The sequence below is a fragment of the Rickettsia endosymbiont of Gonocerus acuteangulatus genome (assembly GCF_964026435.1).
In the GTDB taxonomy this organism is placed as follows: Bacteria; Pseudomonadota; Alphaproteobacteria; order Rickettsiales; family Rickettsiaceae; genus Rickettsia.
The window spans coordinates 1146419-1158486 of the sequence record NZ_OZ032147.1 but is presented as its reverse complement, the minus strand read 5'-3'; the positions used below and the strand labels follow the sequence as shown (position 1 = coordinate 1158486).

Genomic DNA, 12068 nt, shown 5'->3' with positions numbered 1-12068 from the left:
TTTTTAAGATATAGTGCAAAGTACTGCACCATCTAGTAAGTCTAGATTTTCTCCCATTAATTTTGTTGATTTGTCATTAAATATTTGTTTTTTCACTACCCCAGAAGCAGTATCGTTAATAAAAGTAATCCCCGCCGCAAGCAGCGGGGTATTTTAGAAGAAAGCTAGCTGATGATCCTCATGCAGTTTCTGATATTCCTTGCCTTGGTTTTTTACGTATTTTCCTATCATATTCTCATTTCCATGCTTACCTACCGTACTCGTAAAATATCCATCAGTCCAAAATTCTCCACCCCATAATTGTTTCTTTACCTGTGGACACTGTCTAAATATTTGACGAGCTGTAACACTTTTAATTGTTGTTACTATTTTTGTTACGCTATAGGTTGGTACAGATTGTACCAAAAAATGGACATGATCTTCATCAACCCCTATTTCTAAAAATTTTATTTGATATCTCTTTTCTATCTCTAAACATATTTCTCGTAATACTTGATCAACTGATACGTCAAACACTGCTCGGCAATATTTTGCTGGAAATACCATGTGATACAGCAGTACCGTAACATTATGACTTTTATGTATATATTTGCTCATTCCGCCATATTACGCCGCAAGCGGCGGGGAATATACCCAAAAGAGATTTAATATAGTGAATGAACTTAATAGCTTTTGCTCTTTTTCTTCTTCTTCCGTTCTATTTTTTTAAATACTTCCTCCCTACCATCAAAAACGCTTATATTAGTAATTAAGTGACCTTCAGGAGGTAAAGGATTATTAAAATCTCTTATAATGGTTGTATATTAGCAAGAATTAAGTACTCAGGAACAGGGATTTTATCCCAGCTTTTGGATGCAATATTAATTATTCCTGTTTCTATAAAAGCTAGCTCTTTAAGATCAGAATCACTGGTTATTCCAAAATTCTTTAAATATATGGAATTTGTCCTATTTATATGATCCGTATATTTTGTTATAGTACTCAGCATTTTTGTTAAATTACTTGCATATTGATTGTCGATTCCTAAATGATTTCTGTTATAAAATGCATTCAAATGCACAAGCATCTTTACTTCCTAAAAGCATAGCTCCTTGAAAATATATTATGGCTTTAAAATAAGTTTCTATGAAAATTCAAGGACTAAGTAGAACAAAACCTATAAATTTTCTGCCCAAATTTCATTGGGGGTTTTATAACCAAAAATCTTTCTTGGCATGTTATTTAAAATCTCAGCAACATTGTCAAGACCTCTTTGTGTAACGGTAGTAATATCTGTATTTTTAGGTAAAATTCTATGAATCATAGAATTCATTTTTTCCATTAATGCTTTTTGTCTAGGGCGGTATGGATCACAAAAGAAAGTTTGAAACCCAGATAGTCTATAGGCAACATGCCCCACAAACTCTTTGCCATTATCCATAGTAATAGTCTTTCTCACACTATTTGGAAGAGTTTTTATCTTTCTTAAAAAACCATTGGTAACTGTTGTAGCTCTCTTGGAGTTATTCAGCACTAAAATAATCTTTTGACTCTTTTTATCCACCAGTGCACCAATATTCATACTTTGATTACCTTTATGAAATGTAAGATCTGCCTCAAAATGCCCTACTTCTACCTTTTTCGTAGCTATTGCATCACGCTGATGTATTGAGATCCTTTGTGGTATAATGATCCTTTGACGCCTCTTCCCTCTTTCTTGCCTTTTATATCTTTTAGAAGGTAAATAGCTATATAACTTTAATTTAGCTGCTACTGCAGAAGTGTAAACAAATCTATATATACTTTCTATACTGATACACAAAGCTGTATTTTTGTCTAGTTTTAACTTTCCGGCTATAGCATCCGGCGACCTGAAAATTCAAGGACTAAGTAGAACAAAACCTATAAATTTTCTGCCCAAATTTCATTAGGGGTTTTATAACCAAAAATCTTTCTTGGCATGTTATTTAAAATCTCAGCAATATTGTCAAGACCTCTTTGTGTAACGGTTGTAATATCTGTATTTTTAGGTAAAATTCTATGAATCATAGAATTCATTTTCTCCACTAGTGCTTTTTGTCTAGGGTGGTATGGATCACAAAAGAAAGTTTGAAACCCAGATAGTCTATAAGCAAGATGCCCTACAAACTCTTTGCCATTATCCATAGTAATAGTCTTTCTAACACTACTTGGCAGCGTTTTGATCTTTTTGAAAAACCCAGTGGTAACTGTTTTAGCTCTCTTGGAGTTATTCAGCACTAAAATAATCTTTTGACTCTTCAAAACTTACGCTATGAGTAAAAAAGTGATAAATTATTGTAAAAATAATTAAACATGTCAAAGAGGATAAAGTTGCAAGCAATACCAATTAATAGGACAGATTATTGTCAATTTTTAATAGTTAGCCAAAAGAATTATAGTTTAACCTACTACGCTGAACATGCAAAGAAATGTAGTCATGATGTTATTAATAGATTTTTAAGGAATGAAAAATATACACCTTCTTTGTTATGGGAACACATCAAGAATGATGTTATTTTTTTCATCTAATGGATATACAATATTTGATGATACGGTTTTAAATAAAAGGAATATGAAGCAAATAGAAATTGCAAGATCGCAGTACAGTGGAGCTACAGGTAGAGTTACTAAAGGTATAGGAGTAGTGAGTCTGGTATATTATAACCCTGATATTAATAAGTTTTGGGTAATAGATTATCGAATTTTTGCACCTGATCATGATGGAGCAACAAAACTAGAACACCTATTAAACATGTTAAATAATGCTGTTTATAGCAAGAAGATTCCTTTTCAAACAGTACTTTTTGACACATGGTATTCTACACACAAAATTATGCAACATGTTGACTCTCTGGGGAAATATTATTATGCCCCTATTAAAGCCAATAGAAACGTTAGTAAAACGCACGATTCTAAACCTTATAAAGCTGTAAAAGAGTTGACATTTTCAGATGAAGAGATCAGGCATGGAGTAGAGATTCATATAAAAGGCTTTGCTAAAAATAAGCATGTTAATTTGTTTAAATTTACTGTTTCTACCAATAGAGTTGAGTATGTTGTTACCAATAACAAAACTCAAAAATCTTCTAAAGCTGCACAAGATGAGTGTGGCTTTCGATGGGTAATTGAGAGCATGCACAGAGAAATTAAGCAACTTACTGGGATAGAACGTTGTCAATGCAGGAAACAGCGTATTCAACGTAATCATATTAGTTGGGCATTTTTAGTTTGGGCATTTCTCAAAAGGACTGCAAATACAATCGGTAAAACGGTTTACCAAATAAAGTTAGGGCTTTTAGATGACTATATGCAACAACAGCTGCGTTCTCCATCTTTACGATATTTAGAACCAAACATAGCGTAAGTTTTGGAATTTTTTAAAGCTAATATGAATAAAACATCAAAGGAGTTAGCAAAGCAATGGGGTAATATTGCATCTGTAACTATTTTAAGACAAATCAGAAAACTTGGCTATAGCTATAAAAAAACTCATTTTCATCCGAAAAGAGATATTAAATTAAGAAATGAATTTATAGCAAAGATACAAACCATCACAAAAGACAAATTAGTATATCTTGATGAATCTGGAATAGAGGATAATGCTTGCAAAGAGTATGGATGGAGCATTATAGGACAAAGGTGTTATGGAGAAAAGGTGTATCAACATAAATTTAGAATAAGTATGATAGCTGGTCTTTGTAATGGTAATCTTATTGCTCCTGTAATATTTGAAGGTAATTGTAATACAGAGGTCTTTAAAACTTATATTAGGGATGTATTAATTACAGAATTACAACCTGGGCAAACCGTTATTATGGATAACATTAATTTTCATAAAAATTCTAAAGTTAAAGAGTTCATTGAATCCGTTGGTTGTACCATATTGTATTTACCAACTTACTCTCCTGATTTAAATCCTATAGAGCATTACTGGTTTAAGATAAAAAATGAAATTAGGAAAGTTGTAGAAGATTTTGAAACATTTTATGATGCTGTTTTTAATACTATTAAATTGTCAGTATCTTAATGATTTATGCTATATGACATGGCTTTTAGTTCTTTAATATCATCAATGTTAGGAGTTGTGCTAAAGTTCAGTTTTTTTATTTTGTTAAATTGTTCGTTATCGTTAGCCTTATTCATAAATATTTGTGAAATAAGATTAGGGTTATTGTTTTGAGGCATATGTTATTACTTTTTAATTAAAGGGCTTAAGCTTTTATTGTTATTGCGAGGAGGCATTGTTACGTGGATCAGAAAATGCTCGCAATGTCATTCCCGCGTAGGCGGGAATCTAGGGTAAAGCGAGATAACATCGAGCTTTTAATTTTAAAAACTTGCTGTTTTTATGTTTATTTTTCTGGATTCCCGCTTCCGCGGGAATGACATAACTAATCCACGCAGGCAATGCCTTGCGAGGGACACAGCGACGAAGCAATCTCAGAAATGTTATATTGCCTTATGAGATTGCTGCGTTGAAACTTGCAGTTTCTTCTCGCAATGACGGAAAAATAATTAACAATAATTAAATTTATAATTTAAATTTAGTAATATTTTTGCTAAAAGGAAAGTTCGGCAGTGGAAAAAGAGAGTATTTTTTTGGAAGGTAGTTGTAATATTATTCTACCTATGGAATCGATACCTTGAAAAGTGCCTGTAACAATGTCATTTTGATATTTAACACTAATATTTTTATGTAACTTATAAGCATGTTTTAGCCATGTTTCTCTAATAAATGAAAAGCCTTCTTTCTCCCAAATTTGATAATATTTTTCAAAATTTTCTATTAATATTTCAAGTAAAGCTTGAGGGGTGATAATGGGGAGTTCTTCAGCTACTAAGCTAGTAGTAGGTTGGTCGATATTTATTGGGTGATAAGTAATATTAATACCAACACCTATAATAAGATAATAAGCATCTTCTACTTTAACCGATTCAAGAAGTATACCGGATATTTTTTTACCACCTACTAGAACATCATTTGGCCATTTGAGATGTATTATGTCATTCCCGCGTAGGCGGGAATCCAGAAATATATTAGAAGAGTTATTATATAAATCTTTATCAGAGTGGCTTTGATTTTTTACTGGATTCCCGCCTACGCGGGAATGACATAGAGTGCTTACACTATCATAAACCGCTAGGGCTGTAACGAAAGACAATTGTGGTAGTAATTCAAGCTCTTTATTTGGCTTAATTAGTAAACTAGCATGTAAATTGCCGGAAGTAGATTGCCAGTTTTTACCGCTTCTGCCACGTCCTTTATTTTGAGATTTAGCAAGTATGATATAATCTCTATCAGGTTTGTTACTTTTAGCTATTCTAATGGCTTCAAGGTTTGTGCTATCTAATTCATCAAAAACAAATAGCTTATATCTATCTAAATTCATTTAAACCTAAGACGAAATAATGAAAGATCCGAAAAGTAAAAACCCTATTACTACAAAATTAATTAATAATAATCCGTAGGAAATAGGTATTTTTGTTGGATTAGGTTTTTCAGCAAAATACATCGTTTTAATTATTTTAAGATAGTAAAAAGCTGCAATGACGCTAGTAAATATACCAAAATAAGCAAGCAGAAACTCTCCTTGGGTAATTGCTTGGTAAAAAAGATAATATTTTCCAAGGAAGCCAGCAAGTGGAGGGATACCTATCATAGAAAACATAATTATACAAATTGCAGCAGCTATAGCTTTATGATTTTCTGCAATTCCTTGTATGCTTTCAAAATTAGCTTTATCTGTCTGTTTTCCGAGTAACATAATTAGGCAAGTAAAGAACCCTATACTTGCTGCTGCATATATCAACATATAGAGCATAGCAGCTTTATTGCCGTCTTCAGTACGCAACAATACGCCGATTAATACATAACCGATATTTAGAATGGTACTATATGCCATTAATCTTTTTAAGGAAGTTTGACGAATAGCACCAAGAGCACCAAATATCATAGATAATAAAGCAATTATTTTTATCAGATTATAGCTAATAGGATGATAGTTTTTAATAATTAAATTTTCGATATTTAATAAAATGGCAACAGCTCCAATTTTTGAAGCCGCTGTAAAATAAGTAACAGAAGCAATAGGCGATCCCTCATATACATCTGGTGCCCAGAAATGCAATGGGGCACTTGAAAGCTTAAAGAAAATACTGCTTAAAAATAGCACTACACCAATTACTAAACCTAAATTTACCGAAGAGCTATCATTTAGCTTATAAAATATATCTGAAAATTGTAAGCTTCCGCCAAATCCATATATAAAAGAAATACCGAATAATGATAAGCAGCTAACTAAACTGCCTAATATAAAATATTTTAATGCTCCCTCTGATGATTTAATATCGCTCAATTTAAAACCAGCAAGTATATAAGAAGTTAGAGCAGTAAGCTCCATAGCACAGAAAAGTAATAAAAAATTCTGTGCTGAAATTGCCACAAAAATCCCAACTGTAGATAATAATATCAAAGTTATAAATTCAAATTTTAGTTGCTCACCGCTACGCACCGAATAATCTCGATAAATTATCATAGGTATTATAGTAAATATCAATATGATAGCCTTATAATTAGCAATATTTGCATTAGTAGTAAACATTACATAATCTAGGTATAATACACTTTCAGAGTAAGAATATTTTAGAATAATGAAAATTGTTAATATGGTAAGTAAAATAGTTATATTAGCAACAATTCTATTTTTACCTTGCAGCATTACGGCAAAGAATTGGCTTAAAAGTGCCGTTAAAGTTAAAGTTATTTCAGGAAGTAGCATATAAAATTAATATTGTTTATCGAAATATAAATATTAGTAAATAAATAATTTTTTATCAATAAACTTATATATAAATTAGACTTTAATACACTAAAAATTTGCAATTTTCTATAATAATACGCTATATTACTGCTGTTTATGTATAAAAGTTTAATAAAATAATGTATCTGTTATCATATATATTAGGAGGATTGAATACATTACTCCGCCAATTACGTCTATCAATTAGCTCTATAGAGTTCTATAAAGACGTATATCAAAAATATCATGGTTATGGAATAAGGTATTTATTTATTGTGTCTTTCATTCCGGCAATAATTTATTGTATCTTTATATTAAATTATTTAATAACCTTGAAAGATAGCTTTAACGGAACAAAACAGACAAAAACGACCGATAATATTGAATATATCATCAATCAATTACCGGAAATGCAATATGCTAATTCACGAATTTCTGTAAAAGATGAAGAACCTATTTATTTATATAATAAAAATAATGATAAAGTAGCTGTTATTGATACAAAAAATCAGGTTTCAATTAGAGAAAAAAGCAAGATACCATTTGTAATTGAGGCAGATAAACTTACAATAAATTTTGCAATAGATAATACTAAAAAAAGCTTTCCTCGTACAATTAATTACTCAAGTTTATTCGATCAAAGTCAGATAACTTTAACTCCTGAAATAATAAAAAAATATTTTGCCGATAATTTAATGCATTTACCAAATTTATTTATTTATCTTGGTATGCCAGCTATTATATTATTTTGGTTTGTAACATTCTTTTTAGAAAGAAGTATTATAATATTATTAGTATGCGTCACATTCAAATTATTATTTAATAAAGTCTCAGTACAAGATGCTACAAGATTAGTAATGTTTTCAAGTGGAGTGCCGATATTACTGCAGCCGGTTGTTCCTTTTGTACCGGTATTAGGTATAATATTGCAAATACTTCAAATATTTACTACTGGTCTATTATTTATTGCTATTTGGCAAATTAATAAGAATAGAAAGTTTTCGAGTTACTTGTAAAAACTCTTCTTCGTTAGAATAGTCTAAAGTTATTTTTTCTTTTATCTGATGCTTAAACCAAGTGATTTGTCTTTTAGCATATCTGCGTGTTCGTGTTTGAGCTAGGTTTAAAGCTTCACCCAAAGTTAGTTTGTTTTCTAGATAAGCCAAAATTTCTTTTATACCTACAGCTTTTAAATTTAGATAATCAGGATTGAATTGTTTTTTCATTAAAGCAATTTCGTCTATTGCACCATATTTAAATATATTAGCTAAACGTTCATCACATATTTTATATAAAAATTTTCTCTCAGGGTTTAAGAAGATAATTTTAAAATTAAATTCAGATAAGATTTGTTCTTTTGGCAAAGTTTGGAAAGAGAAAATAGACTTACCGGTTTGCAGTACTACTTCATAAGCTCTAATTAGCCTTTGAGTGTCTGATTGATTAATTTTAGATGAAGCTAGCGGATCAAGCTTTGTAAGACTATTATGTAGCTCTATATTGCCTATTTCATTATGCAGCTTTCTTACCTGTTGTCGTAAATCATCGGATATATCAGGAATATTATTATATCCAAAAACTAAGGAGTTAATATATAATCCCGTGCCACCTATTAATATAGGAAGCTTACCGCTAGCAGTTACCTGATTTATTTTTTCGGCAGCAAGTTTTAGATATTTTACTACCGAAAAATCTTCAGTGATAGATAAGAAGTTATATAAATGATAAGGAACTTCGCTTTTATAGCTTTCCGGAGGGGAAGCGGTAATAATTAGAATTTCTTTATAAACCTGCATTGAGTCGATATTTATTATTTCCCCGCCGTACGCTTTAGCAAGTGTGTGACCTAAGTAAGATTTTCCACTAGCAGTAGGACCACATAAGATGATTATTTCTTTTTTTTGCACTTAAATATTAGGCCCGTACTTGCTTAAATAATTGATTAATCATCGTTTTTAACTCTTCTAGTTTTTCAGCACTTTTTGATTCAGCTCTTGCGATAATGGCAGATTCAGTATTAGAGCTACGCAATAACCACCAACCATCTTCCGTATTTACTCGTACTCCATCAATATCATTAAACTCTATTTTATCCTTTAGTAATTTTTCTTTGATTTCTTCAATAATTTGTAGTTTTAACTCAGAAGAAACAAAAATTTTAATTTCAGGTGTATTATAGCTTTTTGGTAGCTCATCTATTATTTCGTCTAAAGTTTTGCTTGATCTAGTGAGTAAATCCAAAAATCTTAATGCTGCATAGATTGCGTCGTCAAAACCGAAATATTTATCAGCAAAGAATATATGCCCGCTCATCTCACCAGCTAGTAAAGCCTTTGATTCAGCCATTTTACTTTTAATAAATGGATGACCGGTTCGCCATATTATAGCTTGCCCACCATATAATTTGATTCTATCGGCTATAAGCTGGCTAGCTTTTACATCAAGTATTATAGTAGCATTTGGGTTTTCTTTTAAAATATCCTCAGCAAAAATACATAAAATTTGATCACCAAATAACATCTTACCGCTTGAGCTTACAATGCCAATTCTATCGCCATCGCCATCAAAAGCTATACCAAGATCGCAATTTTGTTCTTTAACTAGTTTAATTAATTCTTGTAAATTATCAGCCTTAGTAGGATCAGGATGATGACTTGGAAAGTTTCCATCAATCTTACTATTAATAATTATGTTTTCATTATTTAAATGATTTTTTAGCTCTTCAATAATGTTTCCGGTTGCTCCGTTACCAGGGTCCCAAGCTACTTTTAGGTTGAAATTTACTGTTATTTTTTCTAGAATACGATTTAGGTATTTTAATTTTATGTCATTCCCGCCTTTCGTGTCATTCCCGCAAAAGCGGGAATCCATATTCATATTAAGCTGGATTCCTGCTTCCGCAGGAATGACATTGAAGTCAGTATTTAAAATCTCTGTTAATAAATCCTGTATTTGAGAACCAAAAAAAGATTTGCCATGTTGTATTATTTTAAAGCCGTTATCATCACGAGGGTTATGTGAACCGGTAACCATAATACTACCAGCTGGGGTAAATTTTTTATCAGCGAAATATAGAACTGGACTTGGGACAACGCCAATATTTATAACCTCAGCTCCTGCATCAATTAAACCCATTTCTAAAGCTTTATAAAGGGTAGGGGAGCTAAGCCGCCCATCCATACCAACGCAGATTTTGTTATTGTTATCCTTTATGGTCATCTTTGCAAAGCAAAAACCAACCTTATAAGCTACTTCTGCTGTTAGATCGGTAAGGCTATTACCTCTTATGTCATAAGCCCTAAAAATGTCTTTGTTAATGTTCATAAATGTATACTCGTTTTATTTGAAAAATTGGCGACAAAGTCTTTTGCTGATAATCCTCACGTATTAAGTATACGCTGCGGTTATCAGCTTCAAGACACCTTGCTCTTTTCCAAATAAAACTGCGTCTACTAACTATTCGTTTATTAGTAGTATATATTTTGTTAATTGAGCAAGCTTTGTTGTATGGCTTCTATGTCATTATATCTTAAAGGCTAAAGCTCTCGCCCAGATAAACCTCTTTAACTTTCTTGCTATTTGCTATTTCTTTGCTACTTCCTTCCAATAACACTTTCCCTTCAAAAATAACATATGCTCGGTCAACTATATCTAAAGTATCACGTACGTTATGATCAGTAATTAGAATACCGATATTGAATTCACGTAAGTAAGTAATTAGATTTTTGATATCGGAAATAGCTAGGGGATCAATACCGGCAAGTGGTTCATCAAGCATGATAAATTTTGGCTCTATTGCAAGCGATCTTGCAATCTCAAGCCTGCGTCTTTCACCGCCCGATAGGCTAGCAGCCGATAGATCCTTTAAATGTATTATAGAAAATTTTTCCAGTAAATTATGAGTTTTTTGCTCAATTATTTCTTTATCATTTTCAGATATTTCAATTATAGCTTTAATATTATCTTCAACCGATAAGCCTCGAAAAATTGAAGGTTCTTGAAGAAGGTAACCAATACCAAGCCTTGCTCTTAAATAAATCGGCAAATTAGTTATATTAATATCATTTAACAATAACTGTCCGGAATCTGCTTTCATTAAGCCAATAATGATGTTAAAACAAGTTGTTTTACCAGCCCCGTTCGGACCAAATAACCCAACTATTTCACCTTGTTTTACATTAAGAGATATATCGCTTAATATGGTTCTCTTTTTATAGGATTTTGATATATTTTTAACTTGTAAGCTGTCCATTTAGTTTATTTTCTTACTATTTTTATTAATAATATCCACATAATAAATAAGTTTATTAGTTTTTAAAATATTATTATTACGTTCTAATACAACATTACCAAGTAAAATGAGTTGTTTATTATCTAAAAAATATTTCCCTGAATCAGCAAGTAATAACTCATTATTAATTTTTTTCTCAACACTCAATTTAGTTGGAACAACTATATAATCAATTGTTTGTTTATTATCTATAGTTTTATAAAAAATATATAATTCTTCTGTTCTAAGTATCGCATTATCAAAATAAACAACGACATTTCCAAGGTATTCTGCCTTTTGTTTCACTCTGTTAATGATTAAAGTATCAGATGTAATATGTAAGTTTGAAACTTCCTTATCGTCAGCATATGTTGAGATACTAATAGTAAAGAATATTACAAGTTTAATAATTCGATAGATCAATAGTTGTGTAGACATTGCCTTTAAAAATTATAATATTATTGTCGTCTTGCGTGTTAAAACTATCTGAAGTAATAGTAGAGTTTTTATGAAATAATGTAGCAGGAGAGTTGCTAATTATGCTTTTATTTATTAAATTGATTCTTGCATTATTAGTGTCAAATATCATATCTTCAAAATAAAATTTTACATCATTTTTTAAATCTAATATATGCGACTCTTCGTTTAAAAACCCTTCTTTTGCATAAACAGTAACTGATTGGTTTTGATTTACGTTATATGTGCCGTTTATTATATCTAATTTATACTTGTTATCCGAATCTTTTATAGCTTGCTCAGCTTTAACTAAATAGCTATTTAAATTTTTATCTACCCCCTCAAAAATTGAATCTTTTAATATAATATTATATTTTAAGTCAAGGTTTTTTTCTGAAGCTTTTTCTACAATATTAGTATTATTTTCTTCGATAGGGTAACTACTTTTAACTAATATATATCCTGCATATAAAATTCCAAGTATAATTAGGAAATTAGTAAATTTCCAAAATTTTTTCCGTCTTTTATAAGAAGAGGGCATA

14 protein-coding genes and 2 pseudogenes are annotated in these 12068 nt (G+C 30.9%); 5 read left to right on the top strand and 11 right to left on the bottom strand.

All coding sequences use genetic code 11. The features are described 5' to 3' along the window. Positions 1 to 13: 13 nt before the first annotated feature. The gene (locus AAGD55_RS07055) at positions 14 to 157 is read left to right on the top strand and encodes a hypothetical protein (RefSeq protein WP_341790951.1); all 144 of its coding nucleotides are present in this window, start codon (positions 14 to 16) and stop codon (positions 155 to 157) included. Here the strand turns inward: AAGD55_RS07055 and tnpA are convergent. The 4 genes from tnpA to AAGD55_RS07035 all read right to left on the bottom strand — a co-directional run bounded on the left by tnpA (position 154) and on the right by AAGD55_RS07035 (position 2262). Further along, a complete protein-coding gene (gene tnpA / locus AAGD55_RS07050) occupies positions 154 to 597 on the bottom strand; it encodes an IS200/IS605 family transposase (protein WP_341790950.1) in 444 nt (147 codons plus the stop codon). The two genes, AAGD55_RS07055 and tnpA, sit on opposite strands and share 4 nt — an antisense overlap. 190 nt (positions 598 to 787) lie before the next feature. Next, the gene (locus tag AAGD55_RS07045) at positions 788 to 1066 is read right to left on the bottom strand and encodes a hypothetical protein (RefSeq protein WP_341790949.1); all 279 of its coding nucleotides are present in this window, start codon (positions 1064 to 1066) and stop codon (positions 788 to 790) included. 90 nt (positions 1067 to 1156) lie between these two features. Further along, positions 1157 to 1801, bottom strand: coding sequence for an IS30 family transposase (locus tag AAGD55_RS07040; protein WP_341790948.1), 645 nt, complete (start codon positions 1799 to 1801; stop codon positions 1157 to 1159). Between the two features lie 80 nt (positions 1802 to 1881). Next, positions 1882 to 2262: an IS30 family transposase gene (locus AAGD55_RS07035; protein WP_341790947.1), complete on the bottom strand. Its 381-nt coding sequence runs from the start codon at positions 2260 to 2262 to the stop codon at positions 1882 to 1884. A gap of 51 nt (positions 2263 to 2313) precedes the next feature. Between AAGD55_RS07035 and AAGD55_RS07030 the strand changes: the two genes are divergently transcribed. The 3 genes and pseudogenes from AAGD55_RS07030 to AAGD55_RS07020 form a co-directional block, all read left to right on the top strand. Then, positions 2314 to 2529: a hypothetical protein gene (locus AAGD55_RS07030; RefSeq protein WP_341790946.1), complete on the top strand. Its 216-nt coding sequence runs from the start codon at positions 2314 to 2316 to the stop codon at positions 2527 to 2529. Next, positions 2510 to 3364, top strand: a complete 855-nt coding sequence (locus tag AAGD55_RS07025; RefSeq protein WP_341790945.1) for a transposase — start codon at positions 2510 to 2512, stop codon at positions 3362 to 3364. The genes AAGD55_RS07030 and AAGD55_RS07025 overlap by 20 nt, the downstream gene beginning before the upstream one ends. 27 nt (positions 3365 to 3391) lie before the next feature. Next, positions 3392 to 4027 (top strand): annotated as a pseudogene (locus AAGD55_RS07020) (IS630 family transposase); the annotation flags it as partial. 532 nt (positions 4028 to 4559) lie between these two features. On the opposite strand, the gene AAGD55_RS07015 reads toward AAGD55_RS07020, so the two are convergent. Together AAGD55_RS07015 and nuoN are read right to left on the bottom strand one after the other, a co-directional pair. Beyond that, positions 4560 to 5390, bottom strand: coding sequence for a biotin--[acetyl-CoA-carboxylase] ligase (locus AAGD55_RS07015; protein WP_341790944.1), 831 nt, complete (start codon positions 5388 to 5390; stop codon positions 4560 to 4562). A gap of 6 nt (positions 5391 to 5396) precedes the next feature. Then, entirely contained in the window at positions 5397 to 6779 is a 1383-nt protein-coding gene (gene nuoN, locus AAGD55_RS07010) for an NADH-quinone oxidoreductase subunit NuoN (RefSeq protein WP_341790943.1), read from the bottom strand. A gap of 161 nt (positions 6780 to 6940) precedes the next feature. Here nuoN and AAGD55_RS07005 point away from each other — a divergent pair, with 161 nt between their 5' ends. Further along, positions 6941 to 7816: a DUF1189 family protein gene (locus tag AAGD55_RS07005; RefSeq protein WP_341790942.1), complete on the top strand. Its 876-nt coding sequence runs from the start codon at positions 6941 to 6943 to the stop codon at positions 7814 to 7816. Here the strand turns inward: AAGD55_RS07005 and miaA are convergent. The 5 genes and pseudogenes from miaA to lptC form a co-directional block, all read right to left on the bottom strand. After that, complete coding sequence (gene miaA / locus AAGD55_RS07000) at positions 7760 to 8707, bottom strand: tRNA (adenosine(37)-N6)-dimethylallyltransferase MiaA (RefSeq protein WP_341790941.1); 948 nt, start codon at positions 8705 to 8707, stop codon at positions 7760 to 7762. The genes AAGD55_RS07005 and miaA overlap by 57 nt on opposite strands. Beyond that, a pseudogene (locus AAGD55_RS06995) lies at positions 8708 to 10124 on the bottom strand (phosphomannomutase/phosphoglucomutase). It lies immediately after the preceding gene. A gap of 205 nt (positions 10125 to 10329) precedes the next feature. Beyond that, on the bottom strand, positions 10330 to 11052 hold the full coding sequence (lptB, locus tag AAGD55_RS06990; RefSeq protein WP_341788141.1) for an LPS export ABC transporter ATP-binding protein: 723 nt from the start codon (positions 11050 to 11052) through the stop codon (positions 10330 to 10332). Then, on the bottom strand, positions 11053 to 11508 hold the full coding sequence (locus AAGD55_RS06985; protein WP_341790940.1) for an LptA/OstA family protein: 456 nt from the start codon (positions 11506 to 11508) through the stop codon (positions 11053 to 11055). After that, positions 11474 to 12067 (bottom strand): LPS export ABC transporter periplasmic protein LptC, encoded by a 594-nt coding sequence (lptC, locus tag AAGD55_RS06980; RefSeq protein WP_341790939.1) that lies wholly within the window; start codon positions 12065 to 12067, stop codon positions 11474 to 11476. The genes AAGD55_RS06985 and lptC overlap by 35 nt, the downstream gene beginning before the upstream one ends. Between the last annotated feature and the right edge of the window lies 1 nt (position 12068).